General features: G+C 71.6%; 20 protein-coding genes. 5 read left to right on the top strand and 15 right to left on the bottom strand.

Annotated features, from left to right (window positions below):
- Nucleotides 1–114: 114 nt before the first annotated feature.
- Nucleotides 115–627: a TetR-like C-terminal domain-containing protein gene (locus tag ASF25_RS15460; protein WP_056177026.1), complete on the top strand. Its 513-nt coding sequence runs from the start codon at nt 115–117 to the stop codon at nt 625–627.
- Nucleotides 628–801: 174 nt separating this feature from the next.
- Here ASF25_RS15460 and ASF25_RS15455 read toward each other — a convergent pair whose 3' ends face one another.
- Together ASF25_RS15455 and ASF25_RS15450 are read right to left on the bottom strand one after the other, a co-directional pair.
- Nucleotides 802–2,100 (bottom strand): serine hydrolase, encoded by a 1,299-nt coding sequence (locus ASF25_RS15455; protein ID WP_244473044.1) that lies wholly within the window; start codon nt 2,098–2,100, stop codon nt 802–804.
- 146 nt (nt 2,101–2,246) lie between these two features.
- Nucleotides 2,247–2,576: a multidrug efflux SMR transporter gene (locus ASF25_RS15450; RefSeq protein WP_056176867.1), complete on the bottom strand. Its 330-nt coding sequence runs from the start codon at nt 2,574–2,576 to the stop codon at nt 2,247–2,249.
- Between the two features lie 264 nt (nt 2,577–2,840).
- Here ASF25_RS15450 and ASF25_RS15445 point away from each other — a divergent pair, with 264 nt between their 5' ends.
- Nucleotides 2,841–3,797: a helix-turn-helix domain-containing protein gene (locus tag ASF25_RS15445; protein ID WP_056305651.1), complete on the top strand. Its 957-nt coding sequence runs from the start codon at nt 2,841–2,843 to the stop codon at nt 3,795–3,797.
- Between the two features lie 41 nt (nt 3,798–3,838).
- Here the strand turns inward: ASF25_RS15445 and ASF25_RS15440 are convergent, their stop codons facing one another.
- The 5 genes from ASF25_RS15440 to ASF25_RS15420 all read right to left on the bottom strand — a co-directional run bounded on the left by ASF25_RS15440 (nt 3,839) and on the right by ASF25_RS15420 (nt 10,400).
- Entirely contained in the window at nt 3,839–4,861 is a 1,023-nt protein-coding gene (locus ASF25_RS15440; protein ID WP_056305649.1) for a hypothetical protein, read from the bottom strand.
- A 122-nt stretch (nt 4,862–4,983) separates the two neighbouring features.
- Nucleotides 4,984–5,940, bottom strand: a complete 957-nt coding sequence (locus ASF25_RS15435; protein ID WP_056268177.1) for an antibiotic biosynthesis monooxygenase — start codon at nt 5,938–5,940, stop codon at nt 4,984–4,986.
- Nucleotides 5,937–8,639 (bottom strand): molybdopterin cofactor-binding domain-containing protein, encoded by a 2,703-nt coding sequence (locus tag ASF25_RS15430; protein ID WP_056305647.1) that lies wholly within the window; start codon nt 8,637–8,639, stop codon nt 5,937–5,939. Before ASF25_RS15430 ends, ASF25_RS15435 begins: the two co-directional genes overlap by 4 nt.
- Nucleotides 8,636–9,469, bottom strand: coding sequence for an FAD binding domain-containing protein (locus tag ASF25_RS15425; RefSeq protein ID WP_056176852.1), 834 nt, complete (start codon nt 9,467–9,469; stop codon nt 8,636–8,638). The genes ASF25_RS15430 and ASF25_RS15425 overlap by 4 nt, the downstream gene beginning before the upstream one ends.
- Nucleotides 9,470–10,016: 547 nt before the next feature.
- A complete protein-coding gene (locus tag ASF25_RS15420; RefSeq protein WP_056305645.1) occupies nt 10,017–10,400 on the bottom strand; it encodes a nuclear transport factor 2 family protein in 384 nt (127 codons plus the stop codon).
- 570 nt (nt 10,401–10,970) lie between these two features.
- Between ASF25_RS15420 and ASF25_RS15415 the strand changes: the two genes are divergently transcribed.
- Entirely contained in the window at nt 10,971–11,414 is a 444-nt protein-coding gene (locus tag ASF25_RS15415) for a DMT family transporter (protein ID WP_056176846.1), read from the top strand.
- 56 nt (nt 11,415–11,470) lie between these two features.
- Here the strand turns inward: ASF25_RS15415 and ASF25_RS15410 are convergent, their stop codons facing one another.
- The 6 genes from ASF25_RS15410 to ASF25_RS15385 all read right to left on the bottom strand — a co-directional run bounded on the left by ASF25_RS15410 (nt 11,471) and on the right by ASF25_RS15385 (nt 17,205).
- Nucleotides 11,471–12,763, bottom strand: coding sequence for an MFS transporter (locus tag ASF25_RS15410; RefSeq protein WP_082502784.1), 1,293 nt, complete (start codon nt 12,761–12,763; stop codon nt 11,471–11,473).
- A gap of 311 nt (nt 12,764–13,074) precedes the next feature.
- Nucleotides 13,075–14,208 carry an NAD(P)/FAD-dependent oxidoreductase gene (locus ASF25_RS15405; RefSeq protein WP_056268163.1) on the bottom strand — a complete coding sequence of 378 codons (1,134 nt, stop codon included), beginning with the start codon at nt 14,206–14,208 and terminating at the stop codon, nt 13,075–13,077.
- Between the two features lie 29 nt (nt 14,209–14,237).
- Nucleotides 14,238–14,783 (bottom strand): cytochrome b, encoded by a 546-nt coding sequence (locus ASF25_RS15400; RefSeq protein WP_056176837.1) that lies wholly within the window; start codon nt 14,781–14,783, stop codon nt 14,238–14,240.
- Nucleotides 14,780–15,892 (bottom strand): catalase family peroxidase, encoded by a 1,113-nt coding sequence (locus tag ASF25_RS15395; protein ID WP_056305641.1) that lies wholly within the window; start codon nt 15,890–15,892, stop codon nt 14,780–14,782. The genes ASF25_RS15400 and ASF25_RS15395 overlap by 4 nt, the downstream gene beginning before the upstream one ends.
- Nucleotides 15,893–15,901: 9 nt before the next feature.
- Nucleotides 15,902–16,678 carry an anti-sigma factor gene (locus tag ASF25_RS15390; RefSeq protein ID WP_056305639.1) on the bottom strand — a complete coding sequence of 259 codons (777 nt, stop codon included), beginning with the start codon at nt 16,676–16,678 and terminating at the stop codon, nt 15,902–15,904.
- The gene (locus ASF25_RS15385; RefSeq protein WP_056305637.1) at nt 16,675–17,205 is read right to left on the bottom strand and encodes a sigma-70 family RNA polymerase sigma factor; all 531 of its coding nucleotides are present in this window, start codon (nt 17,203–17,205) and stop codon (nt 16,675–16,677) included. Before ASF25_RS15385 ends, ASF25_RS15390 begins: the two co-directional genes overlap by 4 nt.
- A gap of 299 nt (nt 17,206–17,504) precedes the next feature.
- Between ASF25_RS15385 and ASF25_RS15380 the strand changes: the two genes are divergently transcribed.
- Both ASF25_RS15380 and ASF25_RS15375 read left to right on the top strand, forming a co-directional pair.
- On the top strand, nt 17,505–17,768 hold the full coding sequence (locus ASF25_RS15380) for a hypothetical protein (protein ID WP_056177019.1): 264 nt from the start codon (nt 17,505–17,507) through the stop codon (nt 17,766–17,768).
- 426 nt (nt 17,769–18,194) lie between these two features.
- Nucleotides 18,195–18,596 carry a nuclear transport factor 2 family protein gene (locus ASF25_RS15375; protein ID WP_056305635.1) on the top strand — a complete coding sequence of 134 codons (402 nt, stop codon included), beginning with the start codon at nt 18,195–18,197 and terminating at the stop codon, nt 18,594–18,596.
- Between the two features lie 425 nt (nt 18,597–19,021).
- Here the strand turns inward: ASF25_RS15375 and ASF25_RS15370 are convergent, their stop codons facing one another.
- Both ASF25_RS15370 and ASF25_RS15365 read right to left on the bottom strand, forming a co-directional pair.
- Nucleotides 19,022–20,191 (bottom strand): aminotransferase class I/II-fold pyridoxal phosphate-dependent enzyme, encoded by a 1,170-nt coding sequence (locus ASF25_RS15370; RefSeq protein WP_056305633.1) that lies wholly within the window; start codon nt 20,189–20,191, stop codon nt 19,022–19,024.
- A 58-nt stretch (nt 20,192–20,249) separates the two neighbouring features.
- Entirely contained in the window at nt 20,250–21,344 is a 1,095-nt protein-coding gene (locus ASF25_RS15365) for a DUF535 family protein (protein ID WP_056305630.1), read from the bottom strand.
- Nucleotides 21,345–21,528: the final 184 nt, after the last annotated feature.

Raw genomic sequence — 21,528 nt, 5'->3', positions numbered from 1 at the left:
AGACACGGGGAGCGCAGGGGCTTGGCCAAGACGGTACGACGCGGAACGGGGCCGCGCGGCGACCACAACCGGGAGGAGTTCCAGAGCCTCGTCACCAAGGCCGCCGAGGGGCTGGTGCGCCAGGAGGGGCTGCGCGGCCTCGGCATGCGCCGCCTCGCGGCAGTGATCGGCTACGCCCCGAACTCGATCTACAACGCGGTGGGCGATCTCGACACGGTGGTGATGCGGGTCAACGCCCGCACCCTGGAGCGCCTGCACGATGCCCTGGTGACGGCGATCTCGCCCGATGCGCCGCCGCGCGACAACGCGGTGGCCCTGGCGGATGCCTACCTGGCCTTCGTGCAAGCGGACCCGCAGGTGTGGAGTCTGGTGTTCGAGCACAGCCTGGCGCCGGACTCGGCGTTTCCCGACTGGTACGCCCAGGCCCTGGCGCGCACCACCGACCTCGTCGACCGGGTGCTGCAGCCGATGATCCCGGAGGAGGACGAGCGCCGGCAGGCGGTGGCGACCCTGTGGGCCGGCCTGCACGGCCTCGCGTCCCTCTCGACCTCGCGCAAGCTCGCGGTGCTGACCCCCGAACCCCCGCGCGACCTCGCCCGGCTCCTCGTGCGCCGGTTCCTGGGATAGCGGCGATTCCTGGGATAGCGGCGATTCCCGGGATAGCGGCGATTCGGATGCGATCGCCCTGCCCGCGTGGAGCGGGAGCGCCGTGATGGTCCACGCCGGCCGGGCGCGGCCCCTGAACGAGTCGGCGGGCAGACCCGTGAGCCCGGCAGCCGAGGGGGAAGGCGCGGGCGCGCGTCACCGGTGCGGCGGGGCGAGGCCGCGGGCGAGGGACAGCATCGCCGCGAGGGTGTCGGCCTCGTCCTGCTCGGCGCCATGGTCGCTGAGCTTGACGATCACCGTTCCGGTGTCGCGGTTGATGTAGATGTACTGGCCGTAGACCCCGATGGCCGAGATGTCGTCGTCGCCGGCCGGCACGTGCCACCACTGGGCCGAGTAGGGCCAGCCGTCGACGGCCCGCCGCGCCGGCGTCTCGATCCGCTCGATCCAGTGCGGCGGAACGACGTCGACCGCGCCGACCCGGCCGCGATCGGCCACCATCAGTCCCAGGCGGACGAAGTCGCGGGCGACGGCGTTGAGGCAGCAGAACGCCTTCTCGGTCCCGCCCTGCGCGTCGAGGTTCCAGGTGGCGTCGGCCCCCGCCCCCATGGGTGTCCAGATCTGCTCCGACAGGATGTCGGCCAGCGGCTTGCCGTGCACCCGGGCGAGGATCAGGCCGAGCACCTCCGTGTCGATGCTGCGGTACTCGCCCTTGCTGCCGGGCTTCGAGGACAGGGCGGCATGCGCGCGGACGAAGGCCGGCAGGTCGCGGGTGAGGTACATCCCGGCGGTGCCGACGAGGGGGTTCCAGGGGTCGTAGTTCTCCGGCACCGCGAGGCCGCTCGTCATGTCGAGGAGGTCGCGGACCGTGATGCGGCCGAAGACAGGCACCCGCTGCAGGTCGGGCAGCAGGGTCGAGACGGGGTCGGTCTCCTTGAGGCGGCCGCCCGCGATGGCCTGCCCGACGAGCAGCGACACCACGGACTTCGCCACGGACCAGGACGGGAACAGCGTCGCCGCCTCGAAGCCCGGCCGGTACCATTCGTGGACGAGGACGCCGTTCTGGGACACCAGGAACGCGTTGGTCCGCGTCGCCTCCAGCACGGTGGCGAGCGGCACGAGGGCGCCCTTCCACGGGACCCGGTCGGGCAGCGGGCGGGGCTGGACCGTCAGGATGCGCGGTGTCGCCGACGCCGCCACCGGCCGGCTCGCGAACCAGGTCCCCACGGCGGAGGGCTCGACGACGGCCAGGGCCGCCAGGGTGACGGGGTTCGGCACGGCGAGGAGCGCGGTCGCCGCCCAGGCCGCCCCGGCGAGGAGGCCGAGGGCGAGGGCCGCGCCGACGAGCCGGGGGCGGAGCCGCGCGCGCGGGCCGGGTTTCGCAGACACCTGAAGGCAACCCTTTTCGATGGCGAGAAGCGCGAAGGGAAGGAGCGCAAAGGGGAGGATCACGAGGGCAAGGATCACGAGGGCAAGGATCACGAGGGCAAGGATCACCAGGAGAGGAATCCCGCCGCATCTACCCCTGCGCTATCGATGCGGACGGGCGGTACCACGACGGACCCGCTCGGGTCCCGGGTCCGGCGCAGGCTCACGACGCAGGGTCTCGGCGCAGAACCGGTGGCGGCTCCTGCGAACCCTCGTCAGTGGGGTGCGGTCTGGCCCGAGGCCAGGATCGTGACGCCGACGGCGATCACGCCGATGCCGACCATCATCGGGAGGGTGATCGGTTCGCCGAACAGGAGCGCGCCGCCGAGGGCCGCGCCGACCATGCCGACCCCGGCCCAGATCGCGTAGACCACGCCGATCGGCAGCATGTTCATGCTGTGCGACATCAGCCAGAAGGCGGTGCCGTAGCCCAGCACCGTGATGATCGTCGGCACCGGGCGGGTGAGCCCGTCGGCGGCCTTCAGGGCGAGGGTCGCGGTGACTTCGGCGGTGATCGCGAAGGCGAGGAGCAGGTAGGGGTTCATGCCTGGGGCGTCCGTGGACGCGGTCGGCCGACGGAGCGCCGGATGTCGCGTGCGCCCGGATTAAGACCACCGGGGCCGTTAATGTCCCGTGTGGGCGCGGCGCACGAACCCCGCTCCGCGCACCGCCCGATGCCGCCGGGACCGTCGTCCCCTCTCGCGACCGGATGAAATCGCCCGGATGAAATCGCCCGGCGTAATGTGTGCTACGCGATCCCATCCCGAACACCCGCGATCGGCCGGCGGCGGGACACCGGAGCTTGCAACGTGTCTCGACTGGCGATCGTCCCCAGCGTGGTCGAAACGACGGATCACGTCGAATCGAAATGGGCCTTCGATTTCTGGCGCTCCACCGCCCTGGCGCCCTTCGGCGACGTCTCCCGCGTGCAGCCGCGCGGGCCGTTCCGGGCCCGGCGCCTCGGTGTGGGCACCGCGGACTGGGCCCTCACCCATACGGTGAGCAGTCCGGTGAGCCTGAAGGTCGGGTCGCGCCATGTCGATCGAAGTGCCCCCGAGATGGTGGTGATCGGCCTCGCCCTCGAGGGGATCGGGTATCAGGAGCAGCTCGATCGCGGCGCCCGGATCGCGACCGGCGGCATCAGCTTCCTGTCGCGCGGCCGTCCCCTCCTCGCCGGCACCCAGACCGATTACGAGGAGATCCGCCTCGCGGTGCCGCGCCGGACCTTCGAGGCCTGGATCGGCGACGTCGACCGCTTCGCCGGCCTCTGCATCGCGGGCGAACCCGCCAACGCGGCGTTCGAGGCATGCTTTCGCAGCTTCGCCCGCTCCGTCGCGTGGATGACCGAGGGCGAGGCGCAGGTCGCCGTCGAGGGCGTGCTCCACATGCTGCGCGGCCTCCCCCGCGCCCCGGCCGACCGGTCGACCGTGCCCGTCTCGCACGCGGCGGTGGTTTCCCTCGCCCGCGCCCATATCGAGCGCCGGTTGCACGACCCGGCCCTCGGCCCCGACGAGATCCAGGCGGTGCTGGGCGTGTCCCGCGCCCATCTCTACCGGGCGTTCTCGGAGACCGACGGCATCGCGGCGGCCATCCGGGAGGCGCGCCTCGCCCTGGCGCACCACCGCCTCGCCGCGTCGCGCTACGACGGGCTGAAGATCGCCACCATCGCGTATGCGTGCGGCTTTGGCGACGTGCCGACCTTCAATCGCGCGTTCCGCCGGCGCTTCGGCCTCGCCCCCGGCGACCTGCGGGCCGGACGGAGCTGAGGCGGAGGCGCCCGGACCGTCCCTACGGCGGGCTGCCTCTACTACGGGAGGTGGTAGGAGACGCCCGCGATCAGGGCCTTCTCCTCGGTGTTGATGGTCCGCCGGGGGTCGGCGCCGAACTTGTTGTGCCAGTACTGGAACCCGGCGAACACTTCGAGCCGGTGGGCCGGGCCGCCCGCGAGCTGCCCGACATCGAGGACCAGATTGGTCTGCGATACGAATTCGAGCTGCGTCTCGTACTCGTTGGTGCGGCCGTAGCGGCCCTTGGGCAGGATGATGGTGTTGAAGCCCGAGAGCGAGAGGGGCAGGCCCGTGAACGGCAGGGGAATCGCGTAGGTGAGCTCGAACTCGGGCGTCATCTGGAACTCGACGCTGCGGAAGCGGCCGGCGGCGAAGCCGTTATGGGCGAATTCCTTGTAGCCCTGGACCTTCAGGTTGAGGAATCCGGCCGGCACGTCGAAGGCGAAGTTGAGGCCGAAGGTGCCGGCGCGCTTCTGCGAGTTGAAGGTGGTGTTCTTGGCGTTGGCGTCGACGCCGAAGGCGAGGCCGATATCCTTGACGAGGCCCGGAATGGCGAACACGTCGGTGTCGAAGATCCGGTTCGGGCTCAGGGTGCCCCGGTAGATCAGGTACAGTTCCGTCGCGCCGATGTCCGGGAAACTGCCGAAGGCGTTGCCGGCCGGGTCCTGCGAGCCCGAGCGCAGGAGATCGAGGGACACGAGGTTGGTGCCGTAGGTCCACGCGTTGGTATGGAACAGGTTGACGACGTTCTTCGGGATCTCGCGGGGCTCCCGCCGGCCCGTCGGCGTGCCGTCGGGGCGCTGCACGCCGATGCCGGGCTCCGCCGAGGGCCCCTGGAAGCGGTAGCTGACGATGGTGTCGGAGAAGCTGAAGAACCCCGGCGGGGACGGCGGCGCTACGAGCGCAGTGGCTGCCGCTAGGGGCTCGGTCGCGCGGGCGGCCCCGATGGGGTGCGCCCCGGTGGCGTCCGCGACGAGGAGGGCCGCCGAGAAGCCGAGGGCCGTCAGGACCGGGCGGCCGGCGCGAGGCGCGAACGCGAGCATGTGCGAGTTTCCCAAACGTGTCTTCGCGACGGGTCCGTTCGGTCGAACCGGCGAAACGCCGAAAGACCAGGTGACCCGCGCTGCCTGCCCGATGTGTGAACACGGTCACCTCTGAGGGCGGCTCAGAGAACCTTCCAGAACACCAGGATCATGATCGCGTAGGCGGCGATCAGCAGGGCCGCGCCCCGGCGGTCGGTGTCGGCGCGCCGCTCCGGCGGCGGCGACAGCCACCAGCCGAGCCGGTTGGCGGTCCAGGGCACCAGCCGCGCCGTCACCAGCACGCTGAAGACGTTGCCGATGAACAGGGCGACGGGGAAATCGAGGTTCAGGACGCGGCCGAGGAACGGCGTTCCGACGAACAGGCCCCACAGGAACACCGTGGGATAGAGCGTCAGGAGGACGATCATGTTCATCTTCCAAGCGGCGGGCGGCGGGGCGCCCTCCGGCGTGGCGTCGCGGAACCACTGCTCGAACCCGCTCTGCACCGTCCGGGTGTGGAATTCCGCCGTCAGCGGAACCGCCTCCTCGATCAGTTCCCGGCGCTGGGGCGAGTCGAGCCAGGCCCTCAGGTTGGCATCGCTGTCGAAGCGCAGGATCGCGACGTAATCCTCCTGCACGCCCGGCACCGCCGGCTCGAAGCGATAGCCCTGCAGGCCGGCGGCCTTCGACTGCGCGGCGGCGACCTTCTGCTCCCACTTGCGGTAGGCGGCCTCCATCCCGGGCTTCACCCGGGTGCTGATGACCGCCGAGGCCGGCGCGGTGCGGGCCGCGCTGGCGTCGTCCGTGACGATGTGGACATCGTCGCGCCCCACCAGCATCGGAGAGGCGCCGACGATGCGGGCCTGCCGCTCGGGCGAGGCGAGCCAGCCCTTGGCGTCGGCGAGGCTGCCGAAGCGCTGCAGGATCACCCAATCCACCTGGAGCGGGGGGTGGGGCGGCATCAGGCGCTGTTCGATGAAGCCGGGAAACCCCGAGATCACCGCGCTGGTGCCGCCCTGCCACTGGGCGAACGCCTCGGCGCTCTCGGGCCGGACGGAGGTCTGCGTCACGATGCTGACGCTGTGGGCCGCGTCGCTCATCGGGCGGCGAGCTGCGTGAACAGGCGGTCGGGCGTGAACGGCAGGTGGGCGAAGCGGACGCCGGTGGCGTCGGCCAGCGCGTTCGAGACCGCCGGGGCCACGGGGTTGATGCCGCACTCCCCTTGCGATTTCGCCCCGAGGGGGCCGATCCGGTCCGTGGTGTCGGCGAAGAAGATGTCCGTGCGCGGGGTGTCGGCGAAGGTCGGGATGCGGCAGTTGCGCAGCTGCGCGTTGACCATCCGGCCCGCGTCGTCGTGGACCATGTTCTCCACGAGCGCCCAGCCGTACCCCATGGAGACGGCGCCATCGAGCTGGCCCCGGCACTGCATCGGGTTGATCGGCAGGCCGATATCGGCGGCATGGACGCTGTGCAGCACCCGGATCTCGCCGGTGACGCGGTGCACTGCGAGGCGCACGCCCTGCACGTTGAACGCGATGGTCCGGGGCGAGAGGTAGGCCCGGCGGCTCACGGTGAAGCGGTGGTCGACCTTCGTGCCCGCCGCGTGCAGATCCACCAGGGTGATGCGCTGGTTGCCGCAGACGACCCCGTCGGCGTCGAGGCGGCACTGCTCCAGGGGCACCCCCGTGTGCCTGCTGGCGAAGTCCAGGATGTCCTCGACCATGGCCTCGGCCGTGAGGTGGACCGCCTTGCCGCCGACCACGACGCCGGTGCTGGCGAAGGTGCCGGTGTCGTAGGGGGTGCGGTCGGTGTCGGCGTTGATGATGCCGACATCGTCGGCGCGGGTCCCCAGGATCGCGGCGGCGATCTGCTTGTGCGCCGTGGTGATGCCGTTGCCCATCTCCGTCGAGCCGCAGGCGAGGAAGTAGGTGCCGTCGGCCTTGAGGTGGAGTTCGGCGCCCGAGCGGTGCTCGGTCGGCGGTCCGCATTCGAGCATGGCGAGCGCCACGCCCCGGCCCTCTTCCCAGTCCGCTCCCTCGGGCTTGGCGACCCCGTTGCCCTTGGCGAGTTCGCGCTCGACGATGTCGAGGCACTCGCCGATGCCGTGGCTTCCGAAGCTGGCGTCGCTCGGCTCCTTCCAGATGGATTCGATGTTGTCGCCCGGCTGCACCACGTTCCGGCGCCGCATGGTGAAGGGATCGATGCCGAGTTGCCGGGCCAGGGCGTCGATGGCGCATTCCACCGCGAAGGTGGTCTGCGAGGCGCCGTAGCCGCGAAAGCCGCCGCCCGGCGTCATGTTCGTGTAGACGGCGTGGCCGATGCCCTTCTTGTTGGCGCAGCGGTAGGCCGCGATCGGGCTCGCCATGGCGGCCGCCAGGGTCTCGCTGCCGTGGCCGCCATAGGCTCCGGTGTTGGAGAACACCGCGACGTCGAGGGCCGTCAGGGTCCCGTCCTTGCGGGCGCCGATCTTCACCCGGGTGGTCATCTGGTGGCGCGTGGTCGCGCCGATGAACTCCTCCTCGCGGGTCCATTCCCACTTGACCGGGCGGCCGAGCTTCATCGTGGCGAACAGGACGAGGTCCTCCGAGACCATCTCCTGCTTGCCGCCGAACCCGCCGCCGACCCGCTCCGTGAACACGTGGAGGTCGCGGTGCGGGATCCCCATGATGTAGGCGAGCTTCTGGCGCACGGCGAACGGCCCCTGCGAGCTCGTGCGGACATGCCAGCGCCCGTCCTCGCCCTTCCAGGCGATGGAGCCGTGCGTCTCGAGGTGCACGTGCTGGACGCGCGAGGTCGAGTAGGTCTGCTCGTGCACGGCGTCGGCCTCGGCGAATCCCCGGGCCACATCGCCGATCTCACCCTGGAGGGTGCAGAAGATGTTGGTGCTCGCGGTGAGCCCGTCCTTGTCGTGCAGCACCGGCGCGTCGGGCCGCATGGCCAGGACGGGGTCGAACACCGCCGGCAGAACCTCGTAGTCCACCCGCAGGGCCCGGCAGCCGGCCTCGGCGGCGGCCTCCGTCTCGGCCACCACGGCGGCGATGCGCTGGCCGGCGAAGCGGGCGACGTTGTCGAGCAGCAGGATGTCGTCGGGATCGACGAGGTGATCCTCGTGCAGGGCCGAGCTGAACCGGCGTTTGGGCACGTCCTCCCAGGTGTAGACGGCGACGACGCCCGGCACGGCGAGCGCCGCCTGGCGGTCGATGGACACGAGGCGCGCGTGGGCGTGGGGCGAGCGCAGCACCTTGAGGTGCAGCAGGTCCTCGACGGCGAGGTCCATGGTGTAGCGGGCGGTGCCGTTCAGGATGGTGTCGGTGAAGGGGTTGGGCAGGCTCGCCCCGAGGGCCTTGCCGGCGACGTCCGCCTCGATGTTGCACACCCCGTTCAGGGCGTCCTTGATCGAGCGGTAGCCGGTGCAGCGGCAGAGGTTGCCCTTGAGGGCGTGCGGCAGGTCGGCCTTCTGCGCGTCCGTGAAGGTCACGGCCGTCATGATCATGCCGGCGGTGCAGAAGCCGCACTGGAATCCCTGCGCGTCGTGGAACGCCTGCTGCAGCGGATGGCGCTCGCCGCAGGGCGCCAGCCCCTCGATGGTGGTGACCTCGCGTCCCTCGGCCCGGAAGGCCGGGACGAGGCAGGAATGGAACGGCTTGCCGTCGATGTGCACCGTACAGGCGCCGCAATCGCCGGAATCGCATCCCTTCTTGACCCCGAACACCTCGAGGTCGCGCAGCATGGTGCGCAGGCACTGGCCCGGCGCCGGCTCGGCGGCGTAGGCGCGGCCGTTGATGGAATACTGGGTCACGCGAGCTCCGTACGGATCTGTTCGGCCAGGTACTGCGTGACGTGACGCTTGTAGGGCGCCGATCCGTGCACGTCGGGGAAGTAGGCGTCCGGCGCCAGGCGCGCGTCGATGGCGCGGCGCAGGTCGTCGGCGGAGGGAAGGGTGGCGAAGCGCAGCTGCACCGGCCGCGGGGTCGCCGCCGTGATGGTGAGGAGGAAGTCGGCGCCGTCGTCGCCCACGGTGGCGATGATCAGGGCGGCCGAGCGCCCGTAGCGGGTGAGCGAGACCTGGCGCATGGCCGTGCGCTTCGCGAGCGCCGCGGCGGGCAGGTGGATGCTGCGCAGCAGTTCGCCCTTGGCGAGCACGTTCGCGTGGTTGCCGGTCACGAACTCGGCCACCGTGACCGTGCGGGGCGTGCCGTCGCGCGGCCACAGGGTGCAGACCCCTTCGAGGGCGGCGGTCAGCGAGATCATCGCGCCGGCGGGCAGCGACATGCAGACGTTGCCCCCGATGGTGGCGGCGTTCCAGATCTTGAACGACATCAGGAACGAGTCGATGCACTGCCGGAACAGCGGCACCGCGCGCCAGGCCGGCGGACCCTCGAACCCGTGCAGGTCGACGATCCGGCAGGTCGCGGCGATCTCGAGGCCGGATTCCGTCGCGGTCAGCGGCGCCCAGCCCAGGCTTTCGAGATCGATGAGCGTGTCGACGGCAGTCTGCGGCTCGGCGAACAGCCAGGTTCCGCCGGCCAGCCAGGAAGCCCCCTCTTGCCAGGAAGACCCGTCTTGCCAGCCCGAGAGTTCGTTCAACGAAGTCGGCCGCTTGACTTCGACGACGGTCGAAATGTTCATCGTAGACCCTCAACCCAATCGATCGTGGCGGCCGACAGGATGCCCCGTGCCCCCACGCATCGCCCTCGACCGAGGATCGCGGGGCGGCCCGTCGCGACGGCGCCCTCGGAAGCGTCGCGCCGGAATCCCACGGCCGTTATCCTGGCTTTGCCCCGGAGGACGTTCGGCTCATTCTTGGGTTGATCAGGTAAACAAAATATGCGTCGGCGCCATTTCTTCAGTCGGCGCGACGAGAATTGTAAATATGGATCCTATCTACCGAAAACATCTGGCCGAAAAAGTTCGACTTGAGGAATCGAGAGCCTTGATGGGATCGGACCGTCACGACAACGCGAAATGTTTCGCCATCACTGTCGTACGCGCGCCGCCATGAGACGGATCGGCAACAAAAAATTCAGCGGCGGCGCGGGAACTTCCCCGACCGGCTCGGGAGCCGGCACGGCGGCCCGCCCGGACCGCGCCGTTCTTCGGGCGGGCCGTTCTTCGGGCGGGCCGTTCTTCGGGCGGGTCGTTCTTCGGGCGGGTCGTTCTTCGGGCGGGTCGTTCGTCAGAACATCCCGTTCTCGTGCGCCGACGTTTCGGGCAGGATCTGGAGCACGTCCCAGTGTTCGACGATGCGGCCGGAGGCATCGAGGCGGAAGATGTCCATGGCGGCGTAATCGTGGTCGCCCGGCCAGTGCTGGAGGCAATGCAACACGACGAAATCGCCCTCCGCGAGGGCGCGCTTCACCGTGACCCGCTTGCCCGGCCACGCCCGCGCCATGCGCTCGAAATACGCGATGAAGCCGTCCTTGCCGGTGGCCACGTGCGGGTTGTGCTGGATGTACACGTCGCCGGCATAGCGCGCGATGGCCTCGCGCGGCCGGCCTTCGTTGAACATCAGCTCGTAGAAGGCGATCACCGTGGCCTTGTTTCGCGAAAGGTCCGTCATGCTGTCCCCCGATCGGGTAGGCCGGCCCATGCCGGGCAACGGCCGGTGGAAGCGGTCGTGCGTGGCCGTCCGAGACGAACCTAAGGGCAATGGAGCACAACGGCACAGCGGAGCGGTGTTCGGCGTCGGCTCGGCATGGTCCGACCGCCCCTCCCCGCCGCATGCCGGGACAGTCTCGGCGGATCGCGACCGCCGAGGCTGTCCCGTCGGCGCACCGGGCGGATCGGAGGTGCTTTCCACGCCATCGCCACCGAGCCGGCGCGGGACCCGGACGCGACGGCAATCGGGGATGGTCTCCACGCGCCGCCCGTCGATGTTCCTCGCCGTCGCACCATCGCGTGCGTCCCGGTCGGCGGCACACGGACGGACGCGCCCGCGCCGGTGCCGTGATCGAGCGTGAACCGGTCGCCGTAGTGCCGGCCCCGCCACCGCCGCGGGCGCGCCCGCTCGGAGGAGCGGCTCGTTTCGAGCGCCCCTGGACGCCCCCCCGATCGCGCAAACGGGTCTTACAAAACGCCGCATGGAGCGAAAACGGGGAAACTTGGCGGCCTGCCGAGGCGCTGTCACAGCATGTGGTATCTCTATGGTCTGACGGTCCTCGCCGGTCTCGCGAATGCGATCCAACCCGGCCAGAACGCAACTCTCTCGAAGTCGCTGGCCATGCCGGTCACGGCCGCGCTCATCATCCTCTTCGTGAGCACGGGGACGATGCTCGTGGGCGGCCTTGCCCTCGGCAAACTGGAAATTCCGTCCGGGCAGCAACTCGCCCAGGTCCCGTGGTGGGGATGGTTGGGCGGCTGCCTCAGCGTCCTCCTGATCCTGGCCCAGCTCTACGCATCCCCGGCCATCGGGGCCGCCTCGTTCCTCGGCATCATCGTCACCGTGGGCGTCGTCGCCTCGCTGGTGCTCGACCATTACGGCTGGGTCGGCTTCGAGGTTCATCCGGCGAGCCTATGGCGCGTCCTCGGGGCTCTGATCATGGTCGTGGGCGTCGCCATCGTGGCGATGTTCTAGGACGCTCGGTCGAGCGATCATGCGGCGACATCGCGGCACGCCTCGGCGGGACCCATCTACGCGGCGCCGGCCTGATGGAACCGCCCCCGGCCGAAGGTCGGGGCGACGCGTGCGCAGATCAGGAACACGACCGCGACGCCGAGGGCGACGATCGTCGGGGCCGTCACCGCGGCGAGCGCGCCGGCCAGCGCCGAACCGACGACGTCGCCGAAGTTCAGGGCCGCCATGTAGACCTGGAACTGCGTCGCCGACGCCTGTCCGGTGCGGCTCGCCAGCAGGACGGTCGGCAGCAGGGCGACGTAGAGCAGGGCCGGCACCACGCTCGCCAGCCCGAGGATGACCGGACCCGCCGCAGCCTCCAATCCGGCCACGATCAGCAATCCAGCGATCCCGAACGCTCCCGCGCAGGCGACGAGGAGGGCACGGAGGGCACGGTGCGGCCCGAAGCGGTCGACGGCGGTGCCGAGGCCCGCCGCGCCGAGGGTCCCGCCGAGGAGAGCCAGTCCCGCCTGAAGGCGCGAGAGATCGACCGCGTTCCAGCCGTGGACCTGCACGAGCGCGACGGCGAAGGGCACCTGGAACACCGCGAGACCGAGATCGATCGCGAAGCACATCGCCAGGAGGGTCGCCGCGTCGCGCGTCCGGAACGCAGTCAGGAGCCGACGCGCGAAGGCGACCGCCTCGGACGCCCGACCCCGGTCCGGCGCCCGCGATGGGGGTCCGCGGCGAAGGGAGAGAAGCCGGTCGGTCGGCGCCTCGCGCACGAGAACGGACACCAGGGCGAGCGGAGTCGTCAGGGCGAGGAGCATGCCGGCCGCTGCGGGCAAGCCGTTCGCGGCGAGCAGCCAGGCGAAGATCGCAGCCCCCGCCGCACCGCCGGTGACGAAGCCCGCCCGCGTCGCAGCACTGGTGCGTCCCAGTTCGCCGGTCGGTACGCTGCCGGCGATCATGCGGTCCGTTGCCGTATCGGCGAGGGAGGCCGCGAGGCTGTGGAGGAACAGCACGGCGCTGACAGCCGTCAAGCTCGGGGCCGCGCCGAGCAGGAGAAGGCCCGCGAGAGCCACCTGCGCGCAGGCCAGAGACAGGACGAGCCAGAAGCGGCGAGGCCCCATCCGGGCGGGGGTCGCGCGATCGATCACCGGCCCCCAGAGCAGCGGCTGCAGCACCCAGGGCAGACCGACGATCGCAAGGTGCCGGCCGACCTCCGCCGTGGAGGCACCGGCCGTGGCGAAGTGGTTGACCAGGGCCGTCAGCGCGAAGCCCGCGACGACGCCTTGGTAGAGGTAGAGGAGCGTGAAGAGGCTGAACCGCCAGCCCAACGACGTGAGGCTCGGTGGCCTTCGGCGCATCGGTTCGCTCCTCGGTCACCGCCCCATGGTATCGCCGGCCCCCGAGTCCGACGCAACCAGCGTCGCCCCCCAAGACGTCGCCCCCCAAGACGTGGCACCCCAAGACGTGGCACCCCAAGACGTCGCCCGCATGATGGAGAGGAGCGACATCCGGCGCGCCGATCCGCCGTCGGAGCCGCCTCGCGACATTCGAGGACGCGGCCGGACGTCGAGGGACGGATCCGGCTGTCGTCGTCGGGGAAGTATCCTGGTTCCGTGTCCGGCCCCGTCCGGGACCGTCGGGAATGCACGGGATCGCCGTGGCCCGGTGCTCAGGCCGGGACCGGTGTGCGCAGGGGAGCGTAAGTGGCGCGGTAGCTGCGCGGCCCGATCACGGGGAGCAAGAGGCTTCTGGCCCAATTCGGCATCCGTGCGGTGCGGGACAGGCGATCGGTCATGGCCTGGACATGGGCCACGCGGGGCCGGCGCAGGGCTTCGTAGTCCGGACCGACCGTGCCCCAGTCCGCCCTCCCGGCGAGCAGTGAGCTCAGCACGAGGGCATCCTCGAGAGCCATGGCGGCGCCCTGGGCCCAGACCGGCGCCGTCGCGTGCGCGGCATCCCCGACCAGCACCACCCGGTCCCGGGTCCAGGTCGGAATGCGGACCTCTTCGAGGGGCGAGTGATGGAGCGCGCCCGGCTCGGACGAAACCGACGCGAGGGTGTCGCGGACGAGGCGCGGGAACGACGCGAAGGCCGTCCGGAAGGCGGCCAGATCCCGCCCCCGTCCGGCGGCCGCGCCCAACGAGACCCACCCGTAGACCTCACCGTGGTCGACGGGGATGAGCAGGAACAATCCGTCCGATCCCGCCCACAGCGTCCAGGCGTCGAGGCCCGGGTTCGGTGCCATGAAGCGCCAGCTCGCCGGGGCCAACATCGCCGCGCCGAGCACGGAATCACCGAACGTCTCGCGTCGAACCCGCGAGTGGACGCCGTCGGCGCCGACGAGGAATCCGCCGGTCTCGACCATCCCCTCCCGGGTCTCGATCGCGACGCCCTTCGGCACCTGCCGGACGGTGTGAATCCCGGATCCGTGCCGGAGATCGGCCGGGGGAAGGTCGCGGGTCAGGAGGCGCAGCAGGTCGGCGCGACGCAGGCAATGCGGGCATGCCTCTTCCCCCCAGAACGCCGTCTCGTCGATGGCGAAGAGGAGGCGCCCGCTCCCGGTGCGGTATTCGCGCCGGCGGATGGGGGAGCCGACCCTGCGCAGGGCGTCGCTCAGGCCGAGCTGCCGCAGGGCTTGGACCGCGTTTCCCGGCAGATTGATGGCGAGGCCCGCATCGGCCGGCGTCCGTCGTCGCTCCAGGGTCAGCGAGGGAAGGCCGCGTCGCTGCAGCGCTCGCCGCATGGCAAGGCCGGCGATGCCGCCTCCGGCGATGAGCACTCGGCGTGTTGCGCTGTCGTCCATGCCGTCTCGCCTCGTTGCCCGGATCGTCGTCAAGAGCGCGGCGCCGTCGCGCGCAGGGCCATGCTGGAGAAGACGCCATCCCGGCGGATCAGCCCATGCATCAGGGCGGCGCCGAGATGAGCGAGGATGAGGCCGAACAGGGCGTAGGCCAGCACCGAGTGGACCGGACGCAGCCAGGCATAGATCGCGGGATCGCGCGGCAGGATCGGCGGGAGCACCACCGAGCCGCCGAGCCCGATGGGATAGCCGGCCGCCGACAGCATCGCCCAGCCGATCAGCGGCAGCCCGAGCATCAGGCCGTAGAGCAGGCGGTGCGAGGCGTGTGCCGCCTGCCGCTGCCAGCCCGGAAGGTCTGGCGGCAATGCCGGCGGCGGATGGCGCCAGCGGTTGACGAGGCGCAGCACCGCGAGGATCAGGATGCCGATGCCGAGGGGGCGGTGCAGCGCCACGAGCGCGTCATAGTGCGCGAGGGAGGTCACCATCGCCACGCCGATGAACAGCATGGCCAGGATCATGCCGGCCATGGTCCAGTGCAGCAGCCGGGCCGGCCGGTTGAAGTGCGTGGTGTTGCTCATAATCCGGCTCCTGCAACGGGGGCATCGTGGACGGCGCTCGGCGACTTCGGTTCACCGGCGCGGCGCGTGAAGGACTGCGCGTACGCCGCCGAGCGGGCGCCGAGCAGCGGGTCGTCCCCGCCTTCGATGCCGGCGGGCAGAACCAGGGGATCGAAATTGACGTCGCGGCAATTGCCGTCCGCCTCGGCCTCCGTCTCCGAAACGATCACCGTCCCGGCATCGAGGCTCGGTCTCTCGGATGGCCAGGCCCGCGTCGCATCCGCCGTGGGGTCGCCAGGCTCGCCGAGCGTGACGACGAGGTGCCAGCGCACGGGCGCGCGACGGACCGCGGACGCGAAACCGTCGAACAGAAAGTTCTCGTCCGCGCGGCCCCCCTGGGCCGGGCTCTCCGCCGTTGCGGCGTGCTCCGGCACGAACGCCCAGCGCACCGGCGTCTGCCTGCCGTCCCTGGCGACGAACCGGAACGCGTTCAGGCCCCGGAAGGTGTCGTCGGCGAACCCGGCGGTGAGGGTCCGCGCCTTGATCAGGGCCGCCGCCTTCGCGCTGTCGGGGTTCGCGGCGAAGAAGGCTGCGAGCGCCTCGGGATCGGGCTTGCCCGTGGCCGGATCGGGTTTGGCGGCGAGGAGCTGGGCGTAGAACGCCTCCGGGGTCCGCACCGGGAAGACCGGGATGTCGTTGTTGCCGGTGCGCCATTCCTCGCCGTCGGGGAGGTGGAAGCGGAGCGCGAGGCTGCGCACCGTGGTGGCCGCATCGGCGGCGTAGGGCCGCCCGCCCGCGAGGGCGATGCGCCCGGTGACCGGGGTGATCTGGCCCGGGGCGAACAGCGACGCCTTCGACAGGCGCTCGCCCCGGCCGCTGCTCTCGAAGCGGCCGGCGAGGCAGAGCCCCTTGGCGTGGTTGCGCCGGAACCCCGGATGCGGTCCGTTGACCCGCTCAAAGCGGTCGACGATCCGCGCCGGGGTCAGGTCATGCGGCGAGAGCCAGCCGCCGGCATACGCGAAGGCCCCGGCGGTGCCGGCGACCAGAGCCGCGATGGCGCCGAGCCGCAGGATGACGGCGCGCGGTCTCATCGCCGGACCGGCGCCGGCGAGGTCGTCGAGGAGGGACATGGCGGGCCTTCAGATGGCTTTGGGGCTGGTGGCGCGGCGGATCGCGTCGGCGAGCGGGTGCAGGACGGCCGGGTCGGCCGCTCCCACCAGGCTGTAGCCGAGCCCGTCCTGGGCCCAGGCGTAGCCGTTCGACGTCCCGGAGGTGTGCGGCTGCATCGGTGCGTCCCCGGGCACGGACATGGGCCGCATGAGCATCACGAAGCGGGCGCCGTGCCCGTCGTCGTACATCAGGAGGCCGGCGGGCCCCTGCTGCGTCGCGACGAGGCGCCCGCCCATGAGGCGATAGCCGGCGCCGCTCAGGTCCGGCACGCCGACCGTTCGCTTCAGCCGGGCCGAGAACCAGCCGGCGAGTTCGTTCCGGTCGGCGGCAGCGAGTTCGACGGGCCGGGTGTGATCGGGGGCATAGACCGCGTAGTTCATGCTCGCCGCCTGGGCCAGCGCCGCGATGCCGGTCGGCACCGGCGAGACCACGTCGCGCAGTCCCCAGCCTGCGGCCCCGCCGAGAAGAAGAAGCAGCCCGGCCGCCATCGCCTGCCAGACTGGACGTTGCGGGCGACGGCGTGCCTCGACGATCCGCGTCAGGTTCAGCCGCGCCGGAACCGGCTCGGCGGCGATGGGGGCGAAGGCGGCCCGCATCGCGTCGCCCATGTCGACGAGGCGGTCGACGCGCGCCCGCGCTTCGGGATGGTCGGCGAGATACGCTTCGACCTCGCGCCTCCGGGCGGTATCGAGCCGTTCGTCCACGAGGCCCTGGAGGTCGTCTTCGCCGATCGGACGCATGGTCATTTCACCCTCCGCAGGAGCGGGCGCTTGGCCGGAACGGCCGCCTCGGCACCGTCCATCGACTGGATCATCCGGGCCCGGGCCCGGGACAGGCGGGACATCACGGTCCCGGTCGGGATGGCGAGGATCTCGGCGGTCTCGGAATAGGACAGACCCTCCACCGTCACGAGCAGCAGGACGCTGCGCTGCTCCTCCGGCAGAGCGTCGAGCGCGTACATCAGGTCGCGGTGGCGCAGGGCGCTCTCCTGCGTCGGCGCCACCGCCAGGGTGGCCTCCGCCATGTCCTCGATCGGCATGTGGGCACCGCGGCGGGCACGCTGGCGCATCTGCGTCACCGCCAGGTTGTGGAGGATGGCGAAGAGCCAGGTCCGCGCGTCTCCGCCCGCCTGACGCTGGTGCCAGCGGCCGACGGCGCGCTCCAGGCAGTCCTGCACGAGGTCGTCGGCATCGGCGGGATTACGCAGGAGGGCGCGGGCGTAGCGGCGCAGGGCCGGGATCAGCGGCGCGATGAGGCGCATCATGTCCGTCATGTCCGATCTCCTGGCATGGCCGGGGCTCCTCCGTGTGCAGGCCGACCGGTGCGAGCCTGATCCGCGGCCGATGACAGCCGACGACAGAGGCATGGACGCCGCCGGTCCGGGATTATTCCACGCTCGCACCAAACTTTCTCACGCGCGCACCGGACACCGAGTCTCTGCGGGACGGTGCTCAAGACGAGAACCGAATTCTTCGACGGCATGGGGAATAAGCGGCCGAAGACGTCGTCTGTCCGGCATCCCTGCTCGGCGCCGTTCGATCGGGCGGGAAACACCGGAGATCCGACATGACGATGCTCAAGACCGTCTCTGCCGTCGCTTTCGCGTCCGCCTGCACCCTCGCTGCTCTGACCGGGGTCTCCCAGGCCCGAACCGTCACGCATTCGCTGGAGAGCCCGGCGATCACCGGCTCGATCCGGCCGCAGGCTCGGTCCGCGGACTGGCTCGGCGGCCCGGACCTCGACAGCGGCAACGCCCGGAACCCGGCCCTGCCGGGCTATGCCCAGGGGCGGGGCGAGGAGACCGGGGGGCCAGCCCGTGAGCTGATCCCGAACTAGCTCGGCACGCCCCGAGCGCGCAAACGCCCGCGCTCGGGAGTTCTCGGCGACATCGAGCCCACCGGCAGGGCACAGGCACGATGGCCTGGCCGCGTGAACGGCATGCCATCCGGTTCGTGAAACCTCCGTCGTCGAGACCGCCGCGGTGGAGTTCGACGTGCGGATGACAGCCGGGCCGAGCGCCCCTTGCCGCGAACGGCAGCGCGGAGGGTTGTCGCTACTGGCCTCGAGACCCCCGTGCGCTCGGGCGATTGCGACGCGACGTGGGCGAAGGTCGGAGCGCCGACGATCCGGCCCGGGTTTCCGGCCTCGGACCACTCGCGCTCGGATGCCGGTTCGTGCAGTTTCCCGGAAGCCCTCTGCCGGCGCTCCGCCGCGGCGGATCCGATAGGCCGCGCAGTCGCATCCCGACGGAAGGAGGCCCCCATGCCCGAGTCCGAGCAGACGATGGGAGCCGCGGGAGAACCCGATCACGACGCGCTGCTCCGCGCGAACCTGGAGCGTGTCTTCAACGAGCGCGACCCGCTCCGCCGGGCCTCGGCGCTGACCGACCTCTTCGTGGAGGAACCGGTCATGTACGAACCGACGGGCGTCGTTCGGGGACGCGCGGCCATCGCGACCGTGGCGGGCAAGCTCCTGGATCAGTTCGGTCCGACGTTCCGGTTCACGCCCACCCGCAAGGCCGTCGGCCATCACGGTTTGGGTTCGCTGCAATGGCAGGCAGGTCCGGAAGGCGGGCCCGTCCTCGTGACCGGAGCGGATGTTGCCGAGATCGTGGATGGTCGGATCGCGCGCCTTTGGGTGCTCCTCGATCCACCCGCGGTTTGAGGTCGTCATGCGGGGCTGGCGCGATCCGGATGTCGCGACCGCCGGGACCTCGCCCCTCGGACCGATGCGCGGGACGGGGCAGCGAGCGGCATAGGGGCGGCGACAGTCGAGGTCCCGGATGAGCGCAACGCTGCGGACCTCCGCGGCCCGGGCGAACGGCGGCCGTTTTCATACGGCCCGCCGCGAGTGGACCGGCCGCCGGTGCCCCGCCTTTGCGAGCGAGCGTTCAGCGCCGCCTGCCGATAGGCGCGGTGGCGGAGCCACAGCCCGGAAGCGATGCTGCCGAGCGGCACCGGTATGAGGCAGCACCATATGAGGATGGGCCAGACGATCACGCCCCCCGGCGATACTCCGGAAGGCGGGAGCGCACGTCTGCCGCCCATGAACGAAGCTCTCCCGGTGCAGGGCGCGCCGCCCGGCTCCGTTCAGGCGGACCGCGCGTCGGCGTCCGCCCGCAGGGACAGGATCGCGTCGGCGAGGCCGTCGACCTGCGCCGCGTCGTGCGCGGCCGAGAACGCCACCCGCAGGCGGGCGGTGCCGGCCGGCACCGTCGGTGGGCGGATGGCGACGACGAGGTAGCCGCGCGCCTCCAGGGCCGCCGAGAGGGCCAGGGCCGCCGGGGCCTCGCCGACGTGGATCGGCACGATGGGGCTCTGGGCCTCCGGCAACCCGAGGCGGGCGGTGAAGCGGCGCGCGAGGGCGAGGGGCCGGGCGGCCCGCGCGGGCTCGGTCTCCACGATGTCGAGGGCGGCCAGCGCCGCCGCGACGGAGGCCGGGGGCAGGCCGGTGGTGTAGACGAAGCTGCGGGCCCGGCTCGTGAGGAGGTCGACGACGGCGCGCGAGGCGCAGACATAGCCGCCGTAGGAGCCGAGCGTCTTCGACAGGGTGCCCATTTCGAGGGGCGCGCGGGCGCCCGCCTCGACCACCCCGAGGCCGTGGGCGTCGTCGACCAGGGTCCAGGCGTCGTACGCGGCCGCGAGAGCCAGGATCTCGGGGAGCGGCGCCCGGTCGCCGTCCATGCTGAACACCCGCTCGGTGAGCACCAGCACCCGCCCGTGCCGGGCGCGGCGCGCCGCCAGGATCGCGCGCAGGTGGGCGACGTCGTTGTGGCGGAACCGCAGCAGCGTCGCGCCGGAGAGCTGCGCCCCGGCGAACAGGCAGGAATGCCCGAGGGCATCGACGAGGACGAGGTCGCCCGCCCCCGCCAGGGCCGGCACGATCCCCAGATTGGCGAGGTAGCCGCTGCCGAAGACCAGGGCCGCCGCCTTGCCCTTGTGGGCGGCGAGGCGCGCTTCGAGGGCGGCGAGCGGCGGGTGGTTGCCGGTGACGAGGCGCGAGGCCCCCGCCCCGGCGCCGTGGCGCGCGAGCGCCGCCTGCCCCGCCGCGATCACCCGGGGATCCTGGCTGAGGCCGAGATAGTCGTTGCACGAGAACGACACGAGGCGGCGCCCGTCCCGCTCCGCCCCGGCCTCCGGCGCCCGCGCCGTCGCGACGAGGCGCCGGCGCAGGGCCTTGGCGTCGAGCTCGGCGAGGCCGGCCTCCGCGAAGGCGTCGAGGCTGGACGGGTCCGGGCCGGGTGTCTGGGGGCGCGACATGGGGGCTGATGGCACCCCCGGCCCACGCCTTGTCAAGGCGGCACCGGCCCAAGCCTTGTCAAGGCGGCCCCGGCCGCGGGCGCCTCAGGTCCGTCCCGAAGTCTGGTCCCAAGCCCCACTCCAAGTGCCGCCCTCGCCCTGCGGCCGGGACGGCGCCGGCTGCGGAACCCGAACCCGGGAAAGGGCGCAACCCCGGGCGGCCGGGGCCGCGGCCGAACGGGCCGGGACTCGCCGGGCCGACGCGTCCGTGAAACCCCACCCGCACGGGATCGGCGCCGTCGCGGGTGATCCGATCGAGGCGGGCCGCCAGGGCGTCGAGCATGGCGTAGCGACGGCGATACATCGCGCGCTTGTTGGCCGGGATCGCGCCCGCGGGCCGCCGCGCATCGGCCAGGGGCAGGGCGTAGAAGCCATCCGGCCGCAGCGCCCCGCCGCGTCCGTGCCAGAGCGCATCGTAGCTCAGATGGGCCGCCGTCGAATCCGACCGGCGCGCGAAGTAGGCGCTGCGGCGATGATGGATCGCGTCCGAGACCGCGAGAAGGCGCGTCACGCCGAGGCCGCAACAGAACACCCGGAACAGGTCGATGGTGAAGTCGGTCGGCCGCAGGCCTTCGGCCTGCTTCGTGAAGCGGCGGTAGCGGTCGAGCACGCCCGCCTCGCTGCGCCCCTGCAGGCCGCCGACATAGGCCGTGAGACCGTCGCCGTCGAAGGACAGGCAGTACGACAGCGAGATCAGCCGGTCCGCGCCGTCCCACAGGCTGAAGGTGGCCTGCCCGTCGCGCAGGAGCCAGTGCGGCTGGTCGAGGACGATGCGATGGGCGGAATCGATCTCAGGCAGGTCGAGCAGGTCGACGAAGGCGTCGAGGGGCGTATCGAGCAGGGGGCCGAGACGCTCGACCGCCGCGCAATGCCCGGCGATGCGGGTCAGGCGTTCGGCCGCGCTCCAGCGGGCGCAGAGGTAGGGCGTGGCGACCATGCCCCAGACCTCCGGGCGGCCCCTCAGGAGCCGGCCCAGGGTGCTGTTCGGCCGGGCTTCGCGCAGCGGGCGCAGGGCGACGGGATGCCGGAGGAGGCCGGACACCGCCAGGGCGATGCCCCGGGGGGAACTCGCGAGCAGGCGTTCCCAGAAGGGGTGACGCAGGACGAGCGTCATGGGCGATCTCTCCGGTGAGGTCGGGGGAGCGGGGGCCGGGCAAGCGGGCGCGCACCGAACCCCGAGGCACGCCCAACCGTGTACCGGCGACCGGCCCGCTTTAATCCCTATGCCATTCGACGTTTGCCCTAACGCCTTCGGTGGATGGCTCCCCCGGCCGGCCGACGCCCGCATTCTCCGAAAG

It is taken from the genome of Methylobacterium sp. Leaf100, from assembly GCF_001422845.1.
Lineage (GTDB): Bacteria > Pseudomonadota > Alphaproteobacteria > Rhizobiales > Beijerinckiaceae > Methylobacterium.
This window is presented reverse-complemented; position numbering and strand designations above follow the sequence as displayed.

Excerpts from the sequence above, each read along its gene's own strand:
- ASF25_RS15370 (WP_056305633.1), bottom strand. The coding sequence starts at position 20,191 with ATGTCGCGCCCCCAGACACCCGGCCCGGACCCGTCCAGCCTCGACGCC.
- ASF25_RS15385 (WP_056305637.1), bottom strand. The coding sequence starts at position 17,205 with ATGACGGACATGATGCGCCTCATCGCGCCGCTGATCCCGGCCCTGCGC.
- ASF25_RS15450 (WP_056176867.1), bottom strand. The coding sequence starts at position 2,576 with ATGAACCCCTACCTGCTCCTCGCCTTCGCGATCACCGCCGAAGTCACC.
- ASF25_RS15380 (WP_056177019.1), top strand. The coding sequence starts at position 17,505 with ATGCTCAAGACCGTCTCTGCCGTCGCTTTCGCGTCCGCCTGCACCCTC.
- ASF25_RS15375 (WP_056305635.1), top strand. The coding sequence starts at position 18,195 with ATGCCCGAGTCCGAGCAGACGATGGGAGCCGCGGGAGAACCCGATCAC.
- ASF25_RS15440 (WP_056305649.1), bottom strand. The coding sequence starts at position 4,861 with ATGCTCGCGTTCGCGCCTCGCGCCGGCCGCCCGGTCCTGACGGCCCTC.
- ASF25_RS15425 (WP_056176852.1), bottom strand. The coding sequence starts at position 9,469 with ATGAACATTTCGACCGTCGTCGAAGTCAAGCGGCCGACTTCGTTGAAC.
- ASF25_RS15365 (WP_056305630.1), bottom strand. The coding sequence starts at position 21,344 with ATGACGCTCGTCCTGCGTCACCCCTTCTGGGAACGCCTGCTCGCGAGT.
- ASF25_RS15390 (WP_056305639.1), bottom strand. The coding sequence starts at position 16,678 with ATGACCATGCGTCCGATCGGCGAAGACGACCTCCAGGGCCTCGTGGAC.
- ASF25_RS15405 (WP_056268163.1), bottom strand. The coding sequence starts at position 14,208 with ATGGACGACAGCGCAACACGCCGAGTGCTCATCGCCGGAGGCGGCATC.
- ASF25_RS15415 (WP_056176846.1), top strand. The coding sequence starts at position 10,971 with ATGTGGTATCTCTATGGTCTGACGGTCCTCGCCGGTCTCGCGAATGCG.
- ASF25_RS15435 (WP_056268177.1), bottom strand. The coding sequence starts at position 5,940 with ATGAGCGACGCGGCCCACAGCGTCAGCATCGTGACGCAGACCTCCGTC.
- ASF25_RS15420 (WP_056305645.1), bottom strand. The coding sequence starts at position 10,400 with ATGACGGACCTTTCGCGAAACAAGGCCACGGTGATCGCCTTCTACGAG.
- ASF25_RS15395 (WP_056305641.1), bottom strand. The coding sequence starts at position 15,892 with ATGTCCCTCCTCGACGACCTCGCCGGCGCCGGTCCGGCGATGAGACCG.
- ASF25_RS15400 (WP_056176837.1), bottom strand. The coding sequence starts at position 14,783 with ATGAGCAACACCACGCACTTCAACCGGCCGGCCCGGCTGCTGCACTGG.
- ASF25_RS15410 (WP_082502784.1), bottom strand. The coding sequence starts at position 12,763 with ATGCGCCGAAGGCCACCGAGCCTCACGTCGTTGGGCTGGCGGTTCAGC.